Source organism: Alcanivorax xiamenensis (genome assembly GCF_009846745.1).
Classification (GTDB): Bacteria; Pseudomonadota; Gammaproteobacteria; order Pseudomonadales; family Alcanivoracaceae; genus Alloalcanivorax; species Alloalcanivorax xiamenensis.
On sequence record NZ_AQPF01000051.1, the window covers coordinates 1 to 24,770 of the forward strand.

At 51.7% G+C, this 24,770-nt stretch carries 20 protein-coding genes and 2 pseudogenes; 16 read left to right on the plus strand and 6 right to left on the minus strand.

The features are described from left to right. Positions 1-228 precede the first annotated feature (228 nt). From wecC to A6D6_RS18825, 15 genes and pseudogenes are all read left to right on the plus strand, one after another. Positions 229-1,476, plus strand: a complete 1,248-nt coding sequence (gene wecC, locus A6D6_RS18755) for a UDP-N-acetyl-D-mannosamine dehydrogenase (protein WP_097057895.1) — start codon at positions 229-231, stop codon at positions 1,474-1,476. After that, on the plus strand, positions 1,470-2,693 hold the full coding sequence (locus A6D6_RS18760) for a polysaccharide biosynthesis protein (protein WP_159661556.1): 1,224 nt from the start codon (positions 1,470-1,472) through the stop codon (positions 2,691-2,693). Before wecC ends, A6D6_RS18760 begins: the two co-directional genes overlap by 7 nt. Next, a complete protein-coding gene (locus tag A6D6_RS18765; protein ID WP_201303849.1) occupies positions 2,680-3,159 on the plus strand; it encodes an acyltransferase in 480 nt (159 codons plus the stop codon). Before A6D6_RS18760 ends, A6D6_RS18765 begins: the two co-directional genes overlap by 14 nt. Then, entirely contained in the window at positions 3,156-4,541 is a 1,386-nt protein-coding gene (locus tag A6D6_RS18770; protein ID WP_159661557.1) for a heparinase II/III domain-containing protein, read from the plus strand. Before A6D6_RS18765 ends, A6D6_RS18770 begins: the two co-directional genes overlap by 4 nt. 27 nt (positions 4,542-4,568) lie before the next feature. Then, on the plus strand, positions 4,569-5,693 hold the full coding sequence (locus A6D6_RS18775) for a glycosyltransferase family 4 protein (RefSeq protein ID WP_159661558.1): 1,125 nt from the start codon (positions 4,569-4,571) through the stop codon (positions 5,691-5,693). A gap of 337 nt (positions 5,694-6,030) precedes the next feature. Then, a complete protein-coding gene (locus A6D6_RS18780) occupies positions 6,031-6,915 on the plus strand; it encodes an O-antigen ligase family protein (protein ID WP_159661559.1) in 885 nt (294 codons plus the stop codon). A gap of 14 nt (positions 6,916-6,929) precedes the next feature. Further along, positions 6,930-8,099: a glycosyltransferase family 4 protein gene (locus A6D6_RS18785; RefSeq protein ID WP_159661560.1), complete on the plus strand. Its 1,170-nt coding sequence runs from the start codon at positions 6,930-6,932 to the stop codon at positions 8,097-8,099. 283 nt (positions 8,100-8,382) lie between these two features. Continuing rightward, a pseudogene (locus tag A6D6_RS22235) lies at positions 8,383-8,547 on the plus strand (DapH/DapD/GlmU-related protein); the annotation flags it as partial. Between the two features lie 107 nt (positions 8,548-8,654). Then, positions 8,655-10,787: a bi-domain-containing oxidoreductase gene (locus tag A6D6_RS18795; protein ID WP_159661562.1), complete on the plus strand. Its 2,133-nt coding sequence runs from the start codon at positions 8,655-8,657 to the stop codon at positions 10,785-10,787. After that, a complete protein-coding gene (locus tag A6D6_RS18800; RefSeq protein WP_159661563.1) occupies positions 10,784-12,637 on the plus strand; it encodes an alginate lyase family protein in 1,854 nt (617 codons plus the stop codon). Before A6D6_RS18795 ends, A6D6_RS18800 begins: the two co-directional genes overlap by 4 nt. A 1-nt stretch (position 12,638) precedes the next feature. Continuing rightward, positions 12,639-14,477 (plus strand): sugar transferase, encoded by a 1,839-nt coding sequence (locus tag A6D6_RS22240; RefSeq protein WP_201303850.1) that lies wholly within the window; start codon positions 12,639-12,641, stop codon positions 14,475-14,477. Between the two features lie 2 nt (positions 14,478-14,479). Next, on the plus strand, positions 14,480-15,109 hold the full coding sequence (locus A6D6_RS18810; RefSeq protein WP_159661564.1) for an acetyltransferase: 630 nt from the start codon (positions 14,480-14,482) through the stop codon (positions 15,107-15,109). Position 15,110: 1 nt separating this feature from the next. Beyond that, complete coding sequence (locus A6D6_RS18815) at positions 15,111-16,286, plus strand: DegT/DnrJ/EryC1/StrS family aminotransferase (RefSeq protein ID WP_159661565.1); 1,176 nt, start codon at positions 15,111-15,113, stop codon at positions 16,284-16,286. Between the two features lie 665 nt (positions 16,287-16,951). Beyond that, positions 16,952-18,313 (plus strand): hypothetical protein, encoded by a 1,362-nt coding sequence (locus tag A6D6_RS18820; protein ID WP_159661566.1) that lies wholly within the window; start codon positions 16,952-16,954, stop codon positions 18,311-18,313. A 304-nt stretch (positions 18,314-18,617) separates the two neighbouring features. Next, positions 18,618-19,925, plus strand: a complete 1,308-nt coding sequence (locus A6D6_RS18825) for an O-antigen ligase family protein (protein ID WP_159661567.1) — start codon at positions 18,618-18,620, stop codon at positions 19,923-19,925. Between the two features lie 146 nt (positions 19,926-20,071). Here A6D6_RS18825 and A6D6_RS21975 read toward each other — a convergent pair whose 3' ends face one another. Beyond that, complete coding sequence (locus tag A6D6_RS21975; protein ID WP_236564171.1) at positions 20,072-20,236, minus strand: hypothetical protein; 165 nt, start codon at positions 20,234-20,236, stop codon at positions 20,072-20,074. 18 nt (positions 20,237-20,254) lie between these two features. Next, positions 20,255-20,391: pseudogene (locus A6D6_RS21980) on the minus strand (transposase); the annotation flags it as partial. A 525-nt stretch (positions 20,392-20,916) separates the two neighbouring features. Here A6D6_RS21980 and A6D6_RS18835 point away from each other — a divergent pair. Further along, positions 20,917-21,273, plus strand: a complete 357-nt coding sequence (locus A6D6_RS18835; RefSeq protein WP_133493110.1) for a hypothetical protein — start codon at positions 20,917-20,919, stop codon at positions 21,271-21,273. A 117-nt stretch (positions 21,274-21,390) separates the two neighbouring features. Here A6D6_RS18835 and A6D6_RS18840 read toward each other — a convergent pair whose 3' ends face one another. The 4 genes from A6D6_RS18840 to A6D6_RS21985 form a co-directional block, all read right to left on the minus strand. Then, positions 21,391-22,713 (minus strand): TRAP transporter large permease, encoded by a 1,323-nt coding sequence (locus A6D6_RS18840; protein WP_133493109.1) that lies wholly within the window; start codon positions 22,711-22,713, stop codon positions 21,391-21,393. Next, positions 22,706-23,236: a TRAP transporter small permease subunit gene (locus tag A6D6_RS18845; RefSeq protein WP_133493108.1), complete on the minus strand. Its 531-nt coding sequence runs from the start codon at positions 23,234-23,236 to the stop codon at positions 22,706-22,708. The genes A6D6_RS18840 and A6D6_RS18845 overlap by 8 nt, the downstream gene beginning before the upstream one ends. A 2-nt stretch (positions 23,237-23,238) precedes the next feature. Next, on the minus strand, positions 23,239-24,375 hold the full coding sequence (gene dctP, locus A6D6_RS18850; protein WP_159661568.1) for a TRAP transporter substrate-binding protein DctP: 1,137 nt from the start codon (positions 24,373-24,375) through the stop codon (positions 23,239-23,241). 23 nt (positions 24,376-24,398) lie between these two features. Further along, a partial coding sequence (locus A6D6_RS21985; RefSeq protein WP_236564169.1) for a hypothetical protein occupies positions 24,399-24,770 on the minus strand: 372 nt, incomplete at its 5' end.

The window sequence follows — 24,770 nt, forward strand, 5'->3', positions numbered from 1 at the left end:
GGGACTGTCAGGTAATAACCATCACTGTACAGCTTGGCAAACCATGAGCCGGGCGCACAATCCCTACGGTGATGGCACTACCGCCGCTCAAATAGCGGATCACATCGATCAGTCGTCTCTCTAACTATTTTGAATGTAAGAACGGTCCTCTTCATATAGAAAGGGCCGCGATTCTCCGGCTTACAACAACCTCATTTACGAACTCTGCTCTAGGACAAGGAACACCGTATGAACTTCGACACTATCTGTGTAGTCGGCCTCGGCTATATCGGACTCCCCACCGCCACCATGTTCGCCTCTCGCCGCAAAAAAGTGATAGGCGTGGACGTTAATCAACATGCGGTGGACACGATCAACCGTGGTGAGATCCATATTGTGGAGCCAGAGCTGGATATTGCGGTTCATGCGGCGGTGAAAGAGGGTTATCTACGCGCCACTACTCGTCCCGAACCCGCGGATGCTTTCCTTGTGGCTGTGCCGACTCCGTTCAAAAAGGGCGCTGACGCGGGCAACATCCCGACACCGGACCTCAGCTATATTCAGGCCGCCGCGGATTCTATTGCTCCTGTGTTGAAAAAGGGGGACCTGGTTATTCTCGAATCAACGTCCCCGGTTGGTGCTACCGAGCAAATGGCTGCCTGGCTGGCCGAAGCCCGCAGTGACCTGAGCTTCCCACAGCACTCAGGTGAAGAGTCTGATATCCGCGTTGCCCACTGTCCGGAGCGTGTACTGCCTGGTCATGTAATGCACGAACTGATCGAAAATGATCGCATTATTGGCGGTATGACCACCAAATGCGCCGAAGCTTCTCGTGACCTCTATAGAACCTTTGTGCGTGGCGAATGTCTGTTGACTACTGCTCGTACCGCTGAAATGGCAAAGCTGACCGAGAATGCCTTTCGGGACGTAAATATCGCATTTGCAAATGAGCTTTCTGTGATCTGTGACAAGGTCGATATTGATGTTTGGGAATTAATTCGTTTGGCGAATCGCCACCCCAGAGTGAACATACTGCAACCAGGCCCAGGGGTTGGAGGGCACTGTATTGCTGTTGATCCTTGGTTCATCGTCAGTGAAACACCGGAAGAAGCTCGGTTGATCAAAACTGCACGTGAAGTTAACGATCTAAAGCCAAGCCGGGTTCTGGAGAAAGTTAGAAGTCTGGTCAAAGGACATGATGTAAAAGATCTAGTTTTTTATGGTGTTAGCTTCAAGGCCGATATAGACGATTTAAGAGAAAGTCCAGCTCTTGGAATTGTGGTTAAGGCATTGGATGAATGGTCTAAAGATATTAATGTTTATATTGTTGAACCTAATGCAACTGATCTGCCCGGTATAGTAAGTGCTGCGGAGAAAGTTGCTTTTGAGGATGCGGTTAAGAAAGATGCATGCCATGTTCTCCTTGTTGACCATAAAGAATTTAAAAGAAAGAAACCGGACTGCGGCTTTATTGTCGATACGAGAGGCATATGGTGAATATTCAACGGTTTAAGAGTCTTCTCTTAAATGGTTATATTTTGGCCCATATTGCTACATTCTGCACCTCTATAGTAACCAGTATTGTCGCTGTAAATATATTTCGTTCTGAAGAATATGTGGAGTTCATGACGGCTTTCGCTGTCATGAACTTTCTTGTGCCAATAGTAACGATGGGCGCTCCGTCCTATATTATAAAGTGTGTTAGAGCCAGGGAAGGACTGTTAGGAGTAAGATCAGATGTCCTAACCATGATTGTCTTCGGATGTCTGATAGCCGCCATCTTATTGTATGTTTATAATTTGCTTTTCGGCGATATAGGTGTGCCTTTCTTTTGGGCTCTTGGTTCTTCGATATCTTTGGCGCTAATAAATATTGCTGGGTCTTCATATAGAGCGGAATCTCGCCCCAAAAAATATTTCATAGGTATTGCTGGAAGTAAGTTCTTTCTGGTTGTTTTTGTTATTTTTTTTGGGGCCTTTCCTCTTGGTGAAAGCGCTGGGATTATCCTGGCCTTAGCTATCATCACAAGCTCGGTGGTCACGCTATGTCTAGTGAAATTCCAAATAATGCCAGACGGCGGCTGGGAGGCGCACTCTTTATGGAGGCCTCTTTACTTTTCAATCCCACTAGTTGTCGGTAATCTGATCGTACTTTTTTATCCGTTCTACGAAAGAACGCTTCTAAGTCGTCTAGATGATCCAGAGCAAGTGGGTGTTTACATTTTTGTGATGGATTTGGCGTTAAAAGCAGCGGGCGGGTTTCTAATTTTTATGAAAGTTACTATATTCCCGAAAGTTATGGGGATGAATATTAGGCAGGGAGATGATTTGATACGTAAGGCACGATATGTAGTGGTTGCATCTGCTTTATCTGTTGTTCTGCTCGTTTATTGTGCGTGGATTATTGTTGGGGATGGCGAATATTTTAGAGGATATGGAGGGAATATTCCTCTATATCTTTGCATGGCAATACTGTTAGGAATGCTAACAATTCTGAGCTATACATCTGTCATTAAATTAGTAAGGGTTGGAAGAACTTACCCGGTTGCTATCGCAGGTGGAGCCGCTGTATCTACTTATGCCTTTTTAGCCACAACATTAATAAATGACTTTGGGGTAAAAGGAGGGGGAGGGGCAATGCTTATCTCTGCATTAATAAACACGCTTTTTTTAGAAATTTTCTGTATTTTTGGAAAGAAAAATGACGCCATTTGAAACCTATATTATTCGTTTTCAGCGACTTTTATCACGATACAGGGTGGTCAAACTTAAGGTTATGGGCGCAACTATAGGAAGTGGCGTTCAGATATTTAGGCGCCCAATAGTTTACCATGCAGATAATCTTAGTATAGGTGATAAGGTTTCCTTAAATGACAACTTTTGGTGTAACGCAAGAGGTGGGGTATGTATTGGCGATGATACCATAATCGGGCCTAATGTCATCATTCACTCGGCTAATCATCGTTATTCAGAACCAGGCAGATTAATTCGAGAGCAAGGCCATACCTTAAGAGAAGTGGATGTTGGGCGAAATGTATGGATCGGCGCCAATGTAACCATACTTCCAGGTGTGCATATATCTGATAAAGTTGTTATTGCAGCAGGGGCGGTGGTTAATAAAAAAATACGAGAGCCTGGAATATATGCTGGAGTTCCCGCAAAGAAGATAAAAGATTTATGAAAACCAAACTGGCTGTCTTTTTTAATTTCTTCGTATGCAACTTGCTTTTAAGATTTGTAAGAACGAGGACTGGGGTGGCCATAATAAAGCGAGCCGCATGGTTGGATCTAAGAGTTGCCTGGAATTATGAGCGTTTGAGGTTTGTCTATAGTAAAGACTTGTCGGAGAGTCAAAAAATAAAGCGGGTTCGTTTATACTACTTATTGACTCCCAAGAAAAGAGGCATCTCTTGGGCATGTGGCATGGAGTCTGCTTTCAGACTCTCGGCATTGTTAGACCTATCAAAAGATGGAAAATGTGATGTAAATGAGTGGTTAAAATATGAGTACGAATTTTTAAAAAATAATATTGAGTGGGGTTCTGGAAATAATCATCTTTTATTATGTTTGGTCGTGGCACATGTATATGGAAAAATTAAAGCGAAAGATGATGTCTTCCACAATGACTTATGTAGAGAAATAGAAAGACAATTTAACCCCGACGGTTCTAATTTTGAAGGGGCGACAGGGTATCATATATTAGCCCTTTCTTCATTGTTCTGGCTTAAAAACTGGCTTCCAGACGATGCGCATATTTTTGACCGAATTAACTACATTGGCGCGATGCAGTTCGCCAAGTTGATATTGGAGCCACAGAACTGGGCATGGATAGGAGATAATGATTCATCTATTTTAGGAGATGAATCTTCTTTTTTTTCTGCCATAAAAGAAACCAGTTTGCGTAATGGTGAATACTTTTTTCCTGACTTTTCGGCAGTAGTTAGAAAGGCTGAGGGTTATATTTTCTCCCTATGGGGAGCGGATTATAAGAGACTTGGGCATGCTGGGCATAAACATGATGACTGGGGAACCGTAACTTTTGCAGTAAATGAGGAGCCGCTCTTGGTCGATGCAGGAGTTTACTCATACTCCTGGGATAGGGAGTCTCTTAGGTCCAGGGCGGCACACAATGTCGTTAATGTTCCCGATGTAAAAATTATTCGCTATCATGCTAACTTTAGAGGTGATTCGAATTTTGAGGTTGTGACTCGTTTAAGTCGACATGGAGGGGAGTGCAATATATACAATAAAAAAAATATCATAATTTCCCGGAAAGTTGCTTGGTCTGAAGATAAAATTAAAGTTTTTGATAGTGTGAAAGGACGGGCTCGATCATGCTGGATTATTAATTCCGAGGCATGGGATGTTAAAGTGAGTGACGGCCGGTCAATTCTGGTTTTTATATCGAAAACATCGGGTAGAGAAATTGTTATGGAATTACAGGATGTAACGTGTGTGGATGTGTCAGAATTTTTCTGGTGTCCTAAATATTTTAGTAAATCAAAAGGGAAGCGTGTCACAGTTAGTTTTGAAAAGAGCTTTTCATGGTCGATTAGCCTATGAAAGGATATAATTTTTTAAGAGGTCTAGATGGTGTCGAAGGTTAAGAAAGTTCTTCATGTGGGGTGTTCGTATCTGCCATATCTTGGTGGAGGGACTCATCGTCTTTTGGAGATTAGCCGCAGACTGTGTCAGAACTTTGAAGTGAATTTGAGCATCATTACACATACGAGAAACGATAGTTATAATAAGAAGGATATACAGGAAAAGGATGAGGTTTTTTCCTCAATATACAGACAAATAAATGTTAACTCGTTATCCGGTGCAAAACAGTTTTTGGAAACGGTGCGGTTAGAGTCCCCTGATGTGGTAATCCTGCATAATTCTCGGGTTGCGGCTATTTATTTTATTTTGGTGCTGCCTTTTCTTAGAAGAAAGGTAATGAATGTAGTGGAAATTCATTCCATAAGGGAAAATGGAAGGCTGCAAAAAATTATTAACGGATGGCTTTATGGAAAAGCTGATTTTGTGGTTGTTTTAGCTGAGGCTTCAAGAAGATTTATCATAAAGGAATATAATGTTCCTGAAAGAAAGGTTGGCGTTGTAAAGAACGGATATGAAAGAAAAGAAATCTCAAGGTCAACTCGTTATTACAACCCTGGTTCTATAACGTACGCGTATGTCGGTTCTTTTCATGAATGGCAGGGGGTGGTTGACCTTTGCTTGGCGGTAACTAGCATTGAACGCGATTTTTGGAAAAAAAATAGTATCTATTTTATCGGAAATGGCCCTTGTTTTTCTAAGTGTAAAGAAATGGTTGAGGCATACAGCGAGTCGACTTTAAATATATATTTTACCGGCTGGCTTAGTGCTGCAGAAACAGAGCATTTGATGGCTAAGACGGATTTCCTTATGGCTCCTAGGCCTTCCACCATAGCGACAGAAACTGTGGTGCCGCTGAAAGTATCCGACTCTATAGCGTTTGGAATTCCGCTTATTTGCAGTACTGTTGGAGGCCTGTTGGAATTGCTGGAAAATAGAGATTGTGCCATTTTTTATGATAAGGACAACATTGGTGAACTTGTACGAGTAATGAAAGAGCCTCCTTCCGAAGAAGATTACAAAAAAATGGTGTCAAATTTAATTAACGAAAGAGATAATATTGGAACCTGGGAGGAATCTGCACGCTGCTATTGGGGGGTGTTATATGATTGATGGAGATAGGCGAGTCATATGGACTAATTTAGTTGCACTTTTAGCGGTTTTATTCTTGTTTTCACCTGTCTTTAACTTTTATTTTTTTTTCTATTCGGGCTTCTATATAAATTTCACATCTATATTTTTGGTATCGTTCGTCTTGGTTTCTTGTTTTGACCAGATAAAGATAAAAAAGAATGACTTGTTGACGTACAGTATAGGGCTGTTGCTTATTTGTTATGCTGGATTTTCCATCATATATAGTCCTTCTGAAAATTACTCAAAGGTAAAGTTTTTCTTTCTTTTCTGCCATTATGTGTTCTTTGTCTTTCTATCTTTTAAGAAAGGAAAGGGATTGGAAGAATGCATTGCCAAATATCTTTATTGGTCGGCTATTATTTCTGCTCTTCTTTTTGTGGTTAATTCTAGTGTTATTTTAGGGTCGGCAGATAAAGGTAGAGAATTGAATGAAGGATTGAATGCTTCTATATATCTTATGACAGGTTTTCTGGTTGGCTTTTCATCTTTGCATTTTCTGATTTTTTCGAATCACTCTAATTCTTTTAAATTCATGGTTTTAGTTCTTTCATCTGCGGTGATACTTTATACTGGATCTCGGGGGCCAATGATTTTTCTTTTAATATGTTCTTTTTTTTACTTTTCCTTTTTGGGGGTTGGAAGTTTCTCAAGATTTATAGACAAGAAGAGGCTCGTTTGGAGTGGGGCTTTTTGTTTAGTGTTTTTGCTTGCGTTGTTCTCAGTTCTTGGCTTTACGGACGTTTTTAAAGCGGATGAATTTTCAAGAGCTTTTGCTCGACTTTATAAACTTTCCGATCTTTCGAGTACAGGAAGAATTAAGCATTTTGACTTTGTGCTTAATGCTGATTATTCAATTTTTCAACTTTTTCTTGGGAGAGGGCTTGGTAGCTATGGCTATTATATCTACGGTCTTGACTCTAGGGAGTACCCGCATAATATTTTTTTAGAGTTGTGGTTTGAATTAGGCGTGGTTGGCATTTTGTTTTTTTTGATATTTATAGTGTCTATTTTTGTGAGGGTTGGAAGATCTGCCATGGGTATTTTTTTCTTCTCTTTGTATCCTTTTTTTGAGTTAATGAAGTCATCGTCATTTTCAGATTTTAGGCCTTTTTGGTTTGCTTGTGCGATTTCAGTAGTTGTTCTGGGCTGTCGCAAAAAGGAAGCAGCTAATTCAATGAGAGTGCCGCTAGGAAAAATATAGCTCGAGTATCTACTATGTTAAATCGAGGAAAAGTAAAGGTCTTAATTTGTTATAGGGTTTTGCAGGCTTGGAGGGTTCCAGTTTTTGAACGCTTAAGCAAAATGCCTGATGTTGAGCTGCTTGTTCTTCACGGACAGGATTACCAAGGTACCAAGCTGATTAATTATAAAGGGGCGCATTCCTTTAGAGCCATAGAGCTAAATACGATTAAGTTTTCAGTTCCTTTTAAGCATGGGGCGGGCATTCCCATTCATACGAATATTCTTTCGGAGATTTATAAATTTTCTCCGGATGTGATAATTACTGAGGGCGCATCTAATTTTTTCTCAAATTTTGCTTCTTTCTTATATGCTAAGATTAAAAGAAAGAAAATAGTCCAATGGGGATTGGGTGAGATCGAAGGGAGGAGGAAGGGGGTGCTTAAGAGGGTTTTTTATTATCTTTTTGGTATGCTTGAAAAAAGATCAGATGCGGCCATTTCTTATAGTACATTTGGGGCTAAATATTATAAGCGGTGTGGGCTTCCGAATGAATCGATTTTTGTTGCAGTTAATGTGGTGGATACAGATGCAAGAAAAGCGCAGATGGAGTCTCACTGTTTAAAATACGGGCTTTCATTGCCTTCTGTAGATCCGGATTTTTTGAATGTTATATACGTTGGCGCATTGGCACCAGGTAAGAATGTTGAAGTTCTGATAAAAGCATATTCTCGTCTTGTTAAAGAAGATCTGCAAGGTTCGGGTTCTCTTTTAATTATAGGGGATGGTCCGGATAGGAGGTATCTGGAATCCTTGTCCGAAAAGCTAGAGGTCGATGATCGTGTGACCTTTCTAGGGCATATTTCAGGTTCATTGGCAGAGCATTTCTATAGATCGTCTGTCATGGTAATGCCAGGGCTGGGGGGGCTGGCTGTTTCTGATTCATTGTCGCATGGTGTTCCCGTTATTTGTGGCGTGGGGGATGGGTGTGAAAAAGATTTGATCGATGGTAGTAACGGAATAATTATTAATCCTTTTACTGAAGATTCTCTTTTTGAAAAACTACTTTTTTTGTCAAGAAACCCTCATGAGAGAAGGCGCTTGCGTAGTGGTGCGGCTGGATTTCTTAAGGGTAAGCATAATATTGAGTCTTACGTTAATGAATTGCATGAGGCTATTTTCTATGCAGTTAATAAGCCGTCTTAGATTTTTTGTTGTTTATGTTTTTTTTAAGGTGAACTTCTTTGTTTTTGGAAAGGATATCTCTTTTTTAGGGCTTCCTAAACTCTCATACGATACAAGATTTGTGCGTGGGCGGAGGGTGACAGTCGGTTATAGGTTTTTTTGTGGGCGAAATTGCCATATCGCAGCCCCAGCACAGATTGGCGATGATGTTATGTTTGCCGGAGACGTTGCTCTTGTTGGGGGGGATCACAAATTTGACGAGGTATCCGTACCGATGAATGCTGCAGGGCGTGATGTTATGAAGGATATAATTATTGAGGATGACGTCTGGGTTGGATTTAGAGCAGTCATTCTTCACGGCGTCCATATTGGAAAAGGCGCAGTTATTGCCGCAGGTTCAATAGTGACAAAGAATGTGGACTCCTATTCGATAGTTGCAGGTAATCCTGCAAAACATATTCGATATAGAAAGATGCCTTGATCTTATTATTGGATTCGTTAGCAGTGAAATTTAGAGGGCTGTGTCGTTTTTTTGCAAAAATAGCTGTGATTAATTTTCGGGTCGAAGGAAATTAGATGAAACAAATTCTTCAGGATATGGCCAAGGGCGGTACGGTAATTACGGATTCTCCTTCACCCTCAGTTGGCACGGGATCGGTACTTGTCTCGACAACGGCATCACTGATTTCCGCGGGCACCGAGCGGATGCTGGTTGATTTCGGCCGTGCTTCTTATCTGGATAAAGCCCGACAACAGCCGGAGAAAGTCAAAATGGTTATCGAGAAGATACAAACCGATGGCCTGATGACAACGGTAGATGCTGTAAAATCCAAGCTGGCGCAGCCGCTTCCTCTGGGTTATTGCAATGTGGGGAGCATTTCCGAGGTTGGCAAGAAAGTTAACGACTTCAAAGTAGGGGACCGCGTGGTTTCCAATGGCCCCCATGCCGATATGGTCCGCGTAAGCAAAAACCTTTGCGCCAAAATTCCTGATGAAGTGAGTGATGAAGAAGCTTCTTTCACGGTTGTCGCCAGTATCGGTTTGCAGGGGATCAGGTTGGCGCAACCTACTTTGGGCGAGGCTTTCGTAGTAACTGGCGTTGGTTTGATTGGACTTCTCACTGTTCAGCTATTACGTGCACACGGCTGCCGCGTGCTTGCGATCGATTTTGATGACTCGAAACTTGCGTTGGCTGCTCAATTCGGTGCCGAGATTTGCAACCCAGGTAAAGGCCAAGACCCTGTTGCGGCGGGCATGGCGTTCAGTCGTGGTAATGGTGTGGATGGCGTTATTATTACTGCCTCGACGAAACAAAGTGATCCGGTTATTCAGGCGGCTCGGATGAGCCGTAAGCGTGGCCGTATCGTCCTTGTCGGTGTCACTGGCCTGGAATTGAACCGCGCGGACTTCTATGAAAAGGAGCTTTCTTTCCAGGTATCATGCTCCTATGGTCCGGGCCGTTACGATCCTTCCTATGAAGAGCAGGGTAATGATTACCCGCTGGGTTTTGTACGCTGGACGGAGCAGCGTAACTTCGAAGCCGTTTTGGATATGATGGCCAGTGGGCGGCTGGATGTTAAGCCGTTGATTACCCACCGGTTTGAATTCGAGGATGCACCCAAGGCCTATGATCTTCTGACTTCTGATAAGTCGGCGCTCGGAATCATTCTGAACTATTCCAGTGATGTCGAGAGCCGGAACATCCGCTCTGTAGCCCTTTCAGACGGTGGGGTTGTCGATCCGGCGAAGCCCGTTGTTGGTTTTATCGGGGCGGGCAATTACGCTTCTCGGATGTTGATCCCCGCCTTTAAAGAAGCTGGGGCCCAGTTGCACACCATCTCCACTTCTGGCGGCGTTAATGGTGTCATTCATGGTGAGAAAGCCGGGTTTGTTCATGCAACCACGGATACCCAGGGTATGCTGGACAACCCGGATATCAATACGGTAGCCATCGTAACCCGTCATAATTCCCACGCGAGTTTTGTCGCCTCGGCTCTGGATGCCGGTAAACATGTTTTTGTTGAGAAGCCCCTGGCGGTAAATCGAGAGGATCTTGAAACTGTTCAAGCGGCCTATGAACGTAAAGGTGAACAGGTACCGATGTTAATGGTCGGGTTTAACCGCCGCTTTTCTCCTCAGATCCGGAAGATGAAATCTCTCTTGGAGCCGATCTCAGAGCCTAAATCCTTCATTATGACGATGAATGCAGGGGCTATTCCTGCTGATCACTGGACCCAAGATATTGAGGTGGGCGGTGGTCGGATCATTGGTGAGGCTTGTCATTTTATCGACCTGATGCGGTTTCTAGCGGGTTCGGAAATTGTTTCAGTACAGGCCCGCGGGATGGGCGAGGCACCAGGCATAGCTATTACTGAGGATAAGGCAGCGATCACCTTGGGCTTTTCCGATGGCTCTTTCGGTACTATCCACTATTTGGCCAACGGTGCGGCGAACTTCCCTAAAGAGCGGGTTGAGGTGTTTGCCGCTGGCAAGGTTTTGCAGTTGGACAACTTCCGCAAGCTGCGGGGCTTCGGTTGGGCGGGCTTTAAGAAGATGAATCTCTGGCGCCAGGATAAGGGCCAGAGTGCTTGTGCGTCGGCCTTTTTGTCGGCGATTGAGACGGGTGGACCGGCCCCCATTGCCGTTAACGAGTTGTTTGAGGTCGCCGCAATTACCCTGGATGTGGTGGATCAACTAAGAAGCCAATGAACCCTCTCGCTCTTAAGATCATCACTGCCTGGAATCTGGGCACGATCAATATCGGTCGCGCTTTGTTTTATCGTCTTGGATTGCGCTTTGGTTGGAATCCGGTCAGGAAGATAGCGGCGGATCAGCCCGCGACACCGTTCTTCTTGCCAGTTGTGTCCCGGCGGATGGCCAGTGATCCGCCCGTACCAGATTTTGACATTGCGGAACTTTCAGCCTTTGGTCTGCCCGCCGACTATGATTTGTCGAATGGCGGGCCTGATTGGCACAGGAGCATCATTACCGGCGGTGCTGCTCCTCGCCTTCCATGGTGGCAAATACCCGACTTTGTCGATGGCCTTGGTGATATCAAAGGGGTCTGGGAAGCTTCCCGTTTCGATTGGGTGCTGATGTTTGCCCGCCAGGTGGCGGCGGGGGACGATGGTGCCCTGGATAACCTGAATGCTTGGTTGCAGAACTGGTGTGAGCAAAACCCGCCTTACCTCGGTGCAAATTGGAAGTGTGGCCAGGAAGCCTCCATTCGCGTTATGCATCTGGCGATGGCCGCGCATCTATTGGGGCAGGTGCTCAAGCCTGCTTCCGGTTTGGAGGATTTACTTCGCGCTCACCTGAAGCGGATTGCGCCAACCATACAGTACGCAATTGCTCAGGATAACAACCACGGCACTTCGGAAGCGGCAGCACTGTTTATTGGCGGTAGTTGGTTGGCAACTCTATTTGAAGAGGACATCGATGCTCGTCGCTGGAGGGCGATGGGTAGAAAGTGGCTGGAGAACCGAGCCAGGCGGCTGATCGAAAAGGATGGCTCATTTAGCCAGTCTTCCTTGAACTATCACAGGGTCATGCTGGATAGCTATTCGATGGCGGAGATTTGGCGGCGTACTTTGAACCTTCCGGCATTTTCGAATGAATTGATTGACAAACTGACAGCCGCCACCGCATGGCTGGGGAACATGGTCTCTCCGGATAGTGGGGATACGCCGAATTTGGGGGCTAATGACGGTGCCCGTTTGCTTCCTTTGGCTGACACTGACTATCGAGATGTTCGGCCCTCTGTGCAGCTGGCTTCGGTATTGTTTGCAGGCGTGAGGGCTTACTCCACGCCGGGGGAATACGACACTCCACTGCACTGGTTGAAAGTGCCGTTACCTGATGAGTCTGTGAGCTACGCTGAATCACATCAGTATGATCATGGCGGCTATGTGGTGATGCGCCGGAGCAAGGTAATGGCACTGCTGCGCTACCCTCGTTTTCGTTTCCGCCCTGGCCAGTCGGATCTGCTCCATGTGGATTTCTGGCGGGGCGGGCTTAACCTGCTGCGTGATGGTGGCTCATACAGTTACAACTGTGATGAGCCGTGGCAAAGCTATTTTCCAGGTTCGGCCGCCCATAATACGGTTCAGTTCGACGGGCGCGATGCCATGCCAAGGCTCAGTCGTTTTCTGTTCGGGGCATGGCCGAAGGCGGAGAAAGTGCTTCCTCTGGAGGAAAGTGCTGGAGGTATTCGTGCGGGGGCGGGGTATAGCGACTGGAAAGGCGCCAATCATTACCGAATGGTGACCTTAACGGACCGCATTTTAACCGTTACCGATGAGATCCGTGGTTTTGAAAAGGCGGCAGTTTTGCGTTGGCGGCTTGCTCCTGGTGAATGGCATTGGGAGGATGAAGAGCCGAACGGTGGTTATCTGGAAGGGCATGGGTGCAGGTTACGTATTACTGCCAGCCAACCATTAGTGCGTTGTGAGTTGGTTGAAGGCTGGGAATCCCGGTATTACTCGCAAAAAACGCCTCTGCCCGTATTGGAGGTGGAGGTGGCCAAGGCCGGAAAGCTGATTACTGAGTTGAGTTTCTGATATGCACGTTTTGTATTTCCACCAACATTTCTCCACCCCCAAGGGTTCAACCGGCATTCGCTCCTACGAAATGGCACGACGGCTGATCAAGGCAGGTCATGACGTTACCATGGTTTGCGGCTCCTATGGTGGAGGCAATACCGGGCTCGAATCGCCATTCGCGCGCGGACGCCGGGAAGGTGTTGTTGATGGCATCAACATCATTGAGTTTAATCTGGCCTACTCCAATAGCGATGGCTTTCTTAAGCGCTCGTTGATGTTTCTGCTGTTTGCCTTGCGTAGCATCTGGGTGGCCATGACGAAGCAGTATGACGTGGTTTTTGCCACTACGACGCCGCTGACAGCGGGGATTCCAGGTATTTTCGCTCGTTGGTTGCGTGGTAAGGCTTTTGTTTTTGAAGTCCGGGACCTTTGGCCTGAATTGCCTAAAGCCATGGGCGTGATCAAGAATCCTGTCGTGTTATGGCTAATGTCCGTTCTGGAATGGTGTTCCTACCATTCCGCGCATCGTCTGATCGCGTTGGCGCCAGGAATGGCTGAAGGCATCATGAGTCGTGGCATCCCGGAGGATCGAATTGCGATGATCCCCAATGGGTGTGACTTCGATATCTTCGCGGATTCGGACAGTCCATGGCGGCCGGAAGGTGTTGGGTCGTCCGATTTTCTGGCTATTTTTACCGGAACACACGGTATGGCGAATGGCCTGGGGGCGGTTTTGGATGTCGCGGCAGAGCTGAAGTCGAGAGGGCGGGAGGATATCAAACTGGCACTGGTCGGGGACGGCAAGCTTAAGCCGGAACTGATGGCTCGCGCAAAACAGGATGACTTGACCAATGTGATCTTTCACGATCCAGTGGATAAGAAACGGTTGGCGGGATTGATGTCAGGGGCGGATGTGGGACTTCAAGTTCTGGCCAATGTCCCTGCTTTCTATTTCGGTACGTCCCCCAATAAGTTCTTCGACTATATCTCGGCCGGTCTGCCGGTTCTCAATAACTATCCTGGATGGCTGGCTGAATTGTTGAACGATTCCGGCGCCGGTGTGGCGGTGCCACCCGATGATGTGGGTGCGTTCGCGGATGCTTTGATTGATCTCGCCGACCATCGGGACCAGTTGTCGGCAATGTCGCAGGCCGCATCGGCTTTGGCCCATGAACGCTTTGATCGGAATATCTTGGGGGAACGTTTCGTCCAGTGGCTTGAGGAAACCTTCGTCACGAACCGGTCTCAGCCGGTTAAGCGTACATTTGACTTCTTGGCCTCCGCGGCGGGGCTACTTGTACTTTCCCCCGTGCTGTTGGTTCTTGCGATCATGATACGGTCGAAGCTCGGCTCTCCCATCCTGTTTACCCAGGAAAGGCCCGGTCTCGACGGAAAACCCTTCAAGATGATGAAGTTCCGCACCATGACGGATGAGCGGGACGAGGAGGGTGATCTGCTGCCTGATGAGGCGCGTTTGACCAGGTTCGGTGCTTTTCTGCGTTCCACAAGTCTGGATGAGTTACCTGAACTGATTAATGTCCTTAAGGGCGATATGAGTCTGGTCGGGCCTCGGCCGCTGCTGATGGAGTACTTGCCCCTGTACTCCGAGCGCCAGTATCGCCGTCATGAAGTGCGTCCTGGTATTACCGGCTGGGCTCAGATCAATGGCCGGAATGCCTTGTCTTGGGATGAGAAGTTCGAGCTCGACGTTTGGTATGTCGAGAACCGCTCCCTGTGGCTGGATATCAAGATCCTGTTTCTCACCGTTTTGAAGGTGGTGAAACGAGATGGTATTAGCCATGGCGAGGAGGCGACCATGCCGAAGTTTACGGGTAGCGGCGACAAGGCCGGGAAATAGCCATGAGACGACTAGCGATCCTAGGTGCTAGCGGGCACGGCAAGGTGGTGGCTGATGCCGCCTTATGCGCCGGTTGGGACGAGGTGTGCTTTTTTGATGATGCCTGGCCGGGCCTGGAACGTAATGATGAGTGGCCAGTGGTGGGCGACTTCACCCGTATGTTGCGCCAAGAAGGTGCTGACTTTAATGCTGCGGTTGTGGGTATCGGGCGTAATGAAGTTCGCCTTGCCAAGATGGCGGCTCTCAAGGATGCGGGTGTTCCGCTGACCAGCGTTGTTCATCCTGCCTCCGTGGTGAGTCGTTACGCCTCTATTGGCGAGGGGTGCGTTATTTTTGGCGGGGCTATCGTCAATGTCCGCGCCGATCTTGGCGACGGCTGCATTATTAATACTGGTGCGACGGTGGATCACGATTGTCGCCTGGCTGAAGGCGTTCATATCAGCCCCGGAGCAAATCTTGCTGGCAATGTAACGGTTGGAGACGGCTCCTGGATTGGTATCGGGGCCTGTGTTCGCCAGGGCGTTATCATTGGCCGGAATGTGATGGTGGGTGCCGGTGCGGCGGTGGTTTCGGATATCCCGAATGATGTGACTGTGGTGGGCGTGCCCGCCAAGGTTGTAGAGAGAAATTAAAATGCTGAATGGACCTTTCCCCCCCTGGCCCTCCTTTACCCAGGAGGAAGCGGAGGCAGTACAGCGTGTGCTGCTGTCCAACAAAGTGAACTACTGGACTGGCCAGGAGTGCCGCGAGTTCGAGAAGGAATTCGCTGCCTTTGCCGGGACTGAATACGCCATCGCCGTGGCCAATGGTACGGTGGCGCTGGATCTGGCGCTGCAAGGCCTTGGCATCGGCCCTGGTGATGAAGTGGTGGTAACACCGCGTACTTTCCTGGCCTCCGCCTCCACGGTGATCAACGCCGGGGCGACACCGGTATTTGCCGATGTGGATCCGGATACTCAGAACATCACCGCTGAAACCGTCGCCAAAGTGATAACACCGCGTACCAAAGCCGTTATCTGTGTGCACCTGGCCGGTTGGCCCAGCGACATGGATGCCATGATGGCTCTGGCCGAAGCGCACGGCTTCTATGTTATTGAAGACTGCGCCCAGGCCCATGGTGCTACCTGGAAAGGGCGCCCGGTGGGTGGCCTGGGCCATGTGAGTTGCTGGTCCTTCTGCCAGGACAAGATCATGACCACCGGCGGGGAAGGCGGCATGGTCACCGTGAATGACCGCGACCTCTGGTCCCGCATGTGGAGCTTCAAGGATCATGGCAAAAGCTGGGAAGCGGTGTATGAGCGTGACCATCCACTGGGTTTCCGTTGGCTGCATGAGAGTGTGGGCACCAATTGGCGCATGATGGAAATGCAGGCGGCCATTGGGCGGATTCAACTAAAGCGCATGCCGGAGTGGACCCGCCAACGTCTGGCCCATTCCCAGGCGATCTGGCAAACCGCCGGTGACATCCCTGCTTTGCGTGTGCCGGAGATTCCCGCCGAAGCCGGGCATGCCGGCTACAAATGCTATGTGTTTGTGCGGCCGGAGAAACTGGCCTCAGGCTGGGACCGGGACCGCATCATGAATGAGATAGTTGCTCGTGGGGTGCCTTGTTTCTCCGGTTCTTGCTCGGAAGTCTATTTGGAGAAGTGCTTCCAGGACCTCGATCTGGCGCCGCGGGAACGTTTGCCGGTAGCGAAGGCGCTGGGGGAGACCAGCCTGATGTTCCTGGTGCATCCCACTCTGGAGCAGGCGCATATCGATAAGACTTGCGAGACGCTTCGGGCGGTGATGGCGGAAGCTTCGGCTTAGAGGCCGTTCGCCAGCAGGCTGGTTCCCACGGACCATGCCACGAAGCCGCTGTGGGAGCCTGCCCGCAGGCGAATGTGCCAACGCCGTACGGCCTGTTTGGAACATTCGGATGACAGGGCAAGGGGCCCGTGGGCTGACCGCTGCTTCCCAGGCGAGGGGTAGGTTGACAGCCTGAAGCGGGGCGGTGAAGATGCCGTTAATCCGTTGATTTTCTAATCTTTTCGAGTGCAAGTCATGCAAGCTCGTAGGGGACGGTTTAACAGCAAGCGAAGAATCCGCTCGTTGGAAGAACTGGAGGGAATGGATCTAGTGTCTCTGAGCGATAGGGTGGTCTATTGCGGTAACCCTGTGCACAAGAGGAACCCAGGCGATTTCGGCTTAAGCCCGCCTGCTGGCCCGCGGCCCGGCAAGTCATTGTGTGATACAGCGGCTCTCTTCGAAAAGGCCGTGGCTGGCGAGTTATTGAAGGAAGGTGTCAGGCGCGGTTTGGTAAGCCTGCAGTCCAATAATGGTTGGCCCCAAAATATTTGGGCCGTTGCCGACGATGGCGTAGCGCTGGAGGCGCAATTGGAAAATCGGGAGACTGGAGCCTATCACGGATACCCCATGCCGCCGACGGACCCTTTTGCCGAGCTTGTGATGATGGAATGGGAGGCTCGGCGATAATGACCAACAAGTGCCTGAAATTGGGCTTTCAATGGGAAGCCGCGGGTAATGATAGTGCCGAGTCGTATCACACCATGGCGCGATTGTCGTTAGCCGTTAATGGTTACTCCCTGACACGTAATGAAGACAGCTGGTCGCGGACGGTTAAGGACGATGTGCTGGTGTCGTTGTACCCGTTGGCCCTCTGGTTTGCTTCTTCATGGTGGCGCTTGCTGCATGAACCGCACCCGGGTAAGGGGGTGCGCCCGTCGGTGTCCTGGCGTATGGCGCATGAGTTGGCTGCCGCTAATCAGGGTTATGTGTGGCCTACGGTCATGTTTGCGGCGGATGGTGAAGGTATACACGTTTGGTCTTCACCATCGGGTGATGATACTGAGCAATCGATTCGGTATCTGAATGGTTCGCGCTTTCCTTCTTTTGTGCCAATGGCTGATTTTCGTAAGGAAACTTCGGCTTTTATCGATGCGGTGCTGAGCCGGTTACGTGATTGTGGCTGTACCGATACCGAGCTTGCAACGCTTTGGATGCATGTCAGGGACGAACTCGCTGATCCGGAGATTGCGCGGTTACGCATCTTTGAGGCCATGATGGGTTATGACCCGGAAGAATGCCCCCAACAGCTCTTGCAAACGATGGTCCGTATGGCGGATGAGGTGGGTGAGGAGTCCTTGTCCGAGTTGATATCCGCTTTGGCAAGGGGCAAGGAATTCGACTCGCGCCAGGAGAAGGAGATCGAACTCTTCTCTTTATTAAAGGGAATGGAAGGCAGTCCGAATATTCCTGAGTTTGTGGCCCCAAACGCTGTCGGAAAGAGTCATGCACCCTGGATGCCAGCGGTTCAGGATGCGAGAAGCATGCGGGATTATTTTGGATGGGGTTTGGAGCCGCTGTCCAATGAGAAGCTGTTTTCTGCTTTGGGTATTAGCGCTAAGACTGTTGAAGGTTACACGCCGGAAAACACATCAAAGGTATCGGTGGCGATCCCGCAGCGTCAGGGCGTAATGCGTTTCATGCCGCGTAAGAGGCATCCCGTGGCCCGACGCTTTGAATACGCTCGCTTTCTCGCGGACTGTATGTTCCAACAACGCGGAGACGGGTGGCTCGTCTCTTCGGATCTGAGCACGTTTCGGCAAAAGTATCAGCGCGCTTTTGCCGCGGAACTGTTATGCCCAATCGAGGGGGCAAAAGCGTTTATGCAGGACGATTACTCAGAGTCGTCCGTTGAGGATGCGGCGGAGTACTTCGACGTCAGCACAACCACGGTTACCAACTTGCTGGCAAATAACCATCTTATTGAAACGGATGATTTTTCCGATGGTAACGGCGCCTGGCCTTACCGCCCTACGGTAACGCTTGCATAGCCCGGTGTTTTCAGCTTGGAGGGCTGGCTCCCACGGGCCATGCCACGAAGCCGCTGTGGGAGCCTGCCCGCAGGCGAATGTACCAACGCCGGGCAAAGGATTCGCCAGCAGGGCTGGCTTAAATACGCCTGTACGGGAATTGTTTAACGACGTTAAATGGCCGTCAAAATGTGAACTATTCAATCCGTTCCATACCGGGCCGCGTGTTAGTTTGAACACTTGCCGGGTACACGGGGTATCCCACATTGATTGGTCAGGCTGTAGCAGGGGGCTGCGGCGTGCTCATAATGGACTGTGAGGTAGCATGCTTGAAACGGTTTCCACTCCCACCCGCTCGACCCCCTTCTCCCCGCCGATGATCTTCTCTGGCCTTTTGGCCGCCTTTCTCGCTTTTCTGATCGCTTTTCACCCTGCGTATTATGTGTTGCCGCTGACGGCCGCGGTGTTGGTTCTGGGTAGTCTGGCCTTTGCGGCAAGACGTTCCTTGTGGCGGCCTCTCGATCGGGAGGACGGGTATTGCCTCGCTGTTCTGGCGTTGTTTACCGCGCTTTGGTGTCTCGATGTCGCCCGCACAGGTAAATGGCCGGTGGGCGAGGAGAACCAGGGGCTGTATTTACCGTTATGGCCTTTGGTTGCCGCTGTGGTGTGGCTGGGCTGGCGTCGCTGGCCTCCGGCGGTTTCCGCTCTTTGGTATGGGGTGGCGGCAGGTAGCCTGATTGCTGGCGGGATCGCTGCCTACGAGCGTTGGGGGCTGGGTTTGGGCCGTGCCAGCAACGGCATTAACGCTATTCCGTTCGGTAATCTCTCCCTGCTGCTGGCGACGTTGACCATGGTGGCGTTCCTGGCTCGGCGGGGCCGTGTCCGCAATGCCCGGGAGTGGCTGATTCGCGGTTTTTTCCTGCTCGCCGTGGTGGCGGGGTTGGCGGCGTCGGTTTTGTCCGGCACTCGCGGTAGCTGGATCGTTTTTCCGGTGCTGCTCTGGTTGCTGTATGTGGCTTTCTGGGACTCGTTACCGGCCCGGAAAGTGGTGCCGGTGGTGGTGGCGTTGGCCGTTGTTGTTATCGGCGCCTCTCTGGTCCCCAAGGCCGGCGTTCAGGAGCGGGTTGCCGAGGCTGTGGAAAACCTGGAAGAGTACGCGGAAGGGGACACCTATTCCTCTGTCGGGGTGCGGCTGGAGATGTGGCGTGCCGGGGCGCGGCTCTTCAGCGAGAAGCCTGTTCTGGGTTGGGGAGAAGGGCGGCTTGAAGATCAGCGGGACCAGTGGGTGGCGAAAGGTCTTTATAACCGGGGTATCAGCCGTTACGACCAACTGCACAACGATCTGATCGATACCGCCGCTCGCCGTGGCCTGGTGGGGCTGATTTCCCTTTTATTGCTCTATGGCGTCCCCATCGTGTTATTCGCCAGGCATTTACGGCGACGCAAGGATATTCAGGGCCGGGCCCTGGCCGTGTCGGGTTTGATCGTGGTGGTGGCATTCATCGGCTTCGGGCTGACGCAGTCCCTGTTGCGGGATGTGCGTGGGCTGTCCGGCTTTCTCGGGATGCTGACGGCGTGCTGGTGTTTGTTGAAGGCGACGCCGGGGGGTGGGGGAAAAGGGGCTCAGGCCTGAGTGCGGAGCCGCTGTGGGAAGATTGCCGGGCGGCGCTCCGCTGGCAAGCAATTGTTAACGGTAGGGGAAATAATTCGCTGCCAAGGCAGCTCCCACAGCGGCTTCGTTACATAATCCGTGGGAGATTCCATGGTGCCCCGCACCCCTTAAAAGAGCTTTGCGGGGCAATATTCTTGTTGCTGTTTCATCAGGGCGAAGGCGGTGCGGGCGATCTTCCGGGCCAGGATGACCAAGGCTTGCGTGGTGTGCAGTCCCCGGTCCCGATAGCGCTGATAGAAGGCGCGCCAGACCGGGTGTCGAGAGGCACTCATGGCAGCACAGTGCAGCAGTCGCCGGACCTCCGTATCCCCTTGCTTGGTCAGCTTGCGTTTACCCCTAGCGTGCCGGAGTCACGAACCCGGACATCCAGCCCGAGGAAGGCCACGAAGGCATCGCTATTTTTGAAGTCCCCTCTCAGGAAGGCCATGACCAAGGCAGTGGCGGTGATCTCACCGACCCCGTTGATCGCGTCGCATCGCTGGACCTGAGCCTGAAAGCCCTAACGGACCGTCGTTGAAGTTGTTGAATCTGGTGGACCGTAAGGGCATTGAGGTGTTGGCATAGGTCGATACCGCTGCCCGCCGTGGTCTGGTGGGGCTGGTTTCGTTATTGCTGCTGTATGGCGTGCCGCTCGTCCTGTTTGTTACACACTTGCGACGTCGTAAGGATATTCAGGGCCAGGCGCAGGCCTTGTCCGGGGGGATCGTGATGGTGGCGTTCATCGGCTTCGGGTTGACGCAGTCCCTGTTGCGGGATGTGCGCGGGTTATCCGGCTTTCTCGGGATGCTGACGGCGTGTTGGTGTTTGTTGAAGGCGCCGCCCGGCAATCTTCCCACAGCGGCTTCGTGGCGTAATCCGTGGGCGCCTGTTGTCGTCCGTGGGGCGTGGCTATATCATGCGTGCGTTATTTTCCGCGGACTTATGTGCTTCAGGCGTGTTGTAAGGGACTATCATGCATCCTGTTCTTGCCAAGACCTTTGGTGGTCTTAATCTCCAGTACTATTTCCGTCATTTCGTATTCGCTCTGATCTTTCCCGCCATCTATATCTTCATGACGATGGAGACGGGCAGGCCGATCACCCTGGCGGTGGTGGCGGTCTGTGTGGTCAATACCCTGCTGTATCCGTATGCCCGTTTCGTTTACGAGAGCGTGGTGGGGTTCATCTTCGGCGACAACGTGTTCCTGGTGAACGCCTTCCTGCTGCTGTTCTTCAAGCTGGTCACCATGATGTTCTGCTGGTTTCTGGCGATTTTCATTGCGCCCATCGGTTTGATTTATCTGTATATTCACCACAGCCGGAACGGCTGATCCCTTGTGGGGCAAGCTTGTTGGCAAGCGAATGAAAGAAATTTCGCCTGCAGGGCAGGCTCCTGCAGCGGGGTTGACAGGCCGATGCGGGAGCCTCCCTGGTGGCGACCGAAGCGGTCAGAACTTCGCCTGCCCGGGCAGCCACAGCACCAGTTGCGGGAACAGGGAAATCAATACCACGACCACCAGCATCACCGCCACGAAGGGCAGGGCGCCGCGCAGGATGTGGCCCCATTGCATGCCCGGTGGCGCCACGCCTTTGAAATAGAACAGGCTGCCGCCCACCGGCGGGGTCAGGAAGGCGGTTTGCAGCATCACCGCCACGCAGGTGATCACCCACAGCGGGTCCAGATCGTATTGCCGGATCAGCGGCAGGAAGATCGGGAACAGGATCAGCACGATGGCGATCCAGTCGATGAAGGCGCCGAGGACGAAGGTGAGCAGCATGATCACCATGTACACGCCCCATTTATTCAGGTTCAGATGGCTGACGAAATCGACGATGATCTGGTCGCCGTCCATGCTGTGGAACAGGGCGGTGAAGCACACCGCGCCGACGATGGTGACCATCGCCATGGCGGTGATCTTGGCGGTTTCCTGCACCGATTCCTTGAGCATGGTGAGGCTGAAGCGGCCGTAGGCGACGGTCATCAGCAGGGCGACAAAGGCGCCGACGCCGGAGGCTTCGGTGGGGGTGGCCCAACCGGAAAAGATCGAGCCGAGCACCGCCGCCACCAGAATCACCGGCGGCACCAGATTGACCAGCGCGCCGCTGATGCGTTTGGCAATCGGCATGGCGGCGGCTTCTTCCGCGCTGAGCGCGGGGCCCCGTTCCGGGTAGCGCCAGCACAGCCCCAGCACGTACAACACGTAGCACAGTGACAACAGCAGCCCTGGCACGATAGCGGCCAGGAACAGCTTGCCCACCGACAGCTCCGCTTCATTGCCCATGACGATCAGCATGATGCTGGGCGGGATCAGTACGCCAAGGGTGCCGCCGGCGGTGATCACCCCGGCGGAGATCTCCTTGCGGTAGCCGTATTTTTCCAGCACCGGGGCGGCCAGCAGACCCATGGTCACCACTGAGGCACCGACGATGCCGGTGGTGGCGGCGAAGATGGTGGAGACCACGATCACCGCCACGGCCAGACCGCCGCGCACCGGGCCCAGCAGGTAGCGCAGGGATTCGAACAGACCTTCCGCCACCGCCGATCGCGACAGGAAGTTGGCCATCAGGGTGAACAGCGGGATCGCCACCAGGGTGTAGTTGTTCATGGTGGAGAACACGGCGCTGACAAAAATGTCGATGATGCCGGTGCCCCAACTGGTGAGACCGAACAGCATGGCGATGCCGCCGAACACGAAGGCGATCGGGTGGCCGCTGGCGATGCCCAGCAGCAGTGCGGCGAACATGCCGGCGATGATCCAGACTTCATTCATGTTGCGCCTCCGGTTGGTCGCCGCCTTCGATCAGTACCAGAAGGTGTTTGAGGGTTTCCGAGAGGCCTTGTAGCGCCAGCAGGGTAAAGCAGACCGGAATCACTGCTTTGAATGGATACAGCGGCGGTGCGAAGGCGGTGTTGCTGGTTTCACCCATGGACCAGGAATACTCGGTGAAGCCGATGCCGTGGACCGCCACGGTGATCACGAACGGGAAGAACAGCACCAGGTAGCTGACGATGCTGAGCAGCGCTTGCGCGCGCCGGCCAAGGTGGGTGTAGAGCAGGTCCACGGAGACGATGCTGCGATGCAGCAGGGCGTAGGCGGCGACGATCATGAAGTGAAAGCCGAACAGCATGGTGATGGTCTCGAAGGCCCAGATGCCGGGGGCGTTGAAGACCCGGCGGCTGACCACTTCGAACACGGTGACCAGCATCATCGCCAGCACCGACCAGGCGCCGATGCGGCCGACCCAGTCGCTGATGCCGTCGAGAATACGGGTGAGGTGGCGTAGGGCCTGCATGATCAATCCAGCCGGTAGCCGTTGAGGTCATTGGTGCCGAAGCTCCAGGGGCCCTGCATGCGGCGGTAGGGCGCGTAGGCTTTGAGGTAGGCTTGCTGGCTTTCCAGCACTTCCTGGAAGTCCGGGTTCTTGGCGGCGATGTCGCGTACCGCCTTGTTGACGATGCCTTCGATGGTTTTCAGGTCCTGGTCCGGCATCTGGTTTACTTCGATGCCGTATTCGTCCTCGAAGCGCTGCGCGGCGACGCCATCGTCGTAATTGCGGTTGGCGGTGGAGCGCGCCATGATCGCTTCGCTGGCGGTGGCGATGATGTTTTGCAGGTCCTCGGGCAGTTCGTTCCAGGCGTCCTTGTTAATGGCGATGCCGTAGACCGCCGCGCTCTGGTGCCAGCCCGGGGTGGACCAGTATTTGGTGACGTCCTGCAGGTGCAGGATTTCGTCGGAGTCCGGGCCGCCCACTTCGCCGGCGTCCACCACGCCCCGTTGCAATGCTTCGTAAACGTCATAGACACCGATGGACACCGGTGACGCGCCCAGTTCGGTCATCACCCGGGTCTGGATCAGGCCGGCGATACGCACTTTCAGCCCTTTGTAGTCTTCCAGTCCGCGGATCGGCACGTTGGAGCGGATGCCGGATTCGGTGCCCAGGGTGGTGATCGGGAAGTAGACGGTGTTGAACTGGCCGTAGATGCGGTTGTACTGCTCCAGGCCGCCGGCGGCGTAGATCCACTGGAAGAAATCAAAGCCGCTGAAGCCCATTACGTGAGAGCCAAGCAGGTCGAAGGCGGTATTCTTGCCGGACCAGTAGTTGGGCCAGTCGCCGCCGGCCTGCACGGTGCCCTTGCTGACCGTGTCGAGCACTTGGGTGGGGCTGACCAGCTGGCCCTGCGAATACCGTTTGATTTTCAGGCGGCCGTTGCTGAGTTCGTCCACCAGATTAACGAACTCCTGTTCGTATTCACCGGAGCTGGAGGTGTCGCTCCAGGTGCTGACCATTTTCCAGTTGAAGGTTTCCTGGGACTTTTCGGCGCTTTTCTCGGTGTCGGCGCCGGGGGCGTTACCGGCTTCGCCGGAACAGCCGGAAAGGGTGAACAGGGTGATCGCGGTGATGGCGGCCAGTGTTGTTTTGATCGGACTCATGGAACACTCCTGGATTCGTTGTTTTAGGAATGGCGTTGGTTGATTCGCTTTGTTCTGCCTACGAAGTCGCTGTGGGAAGAGGCCCGGGCGGCGCTCTGCTTGGCCGCGAATTGTTTTCCCCGCCCGTTGGTAATTCGCTTGCCAGCAAGCTTCCCACAGCGGCTTTGTGGCACGATCTGTGGGAGACCAGCTTGCTGGTGAATTCCGGCCTTCGGCGTTGGCGCATTCGCTTGCCAGCAAGCTTCCCACAGCGGCTTTGTGGCACGATCTGTGGGAGACCAGCTTGCTGGTGAATTCCGGCCTTCGGCGTTGGCGCATTCGCTTGCCAGCAAGCTTCCCACGGCGGCTCCGTAGCACGATCTGCGGGAGACCAGCTTGCTGGCGAATACGGCCTT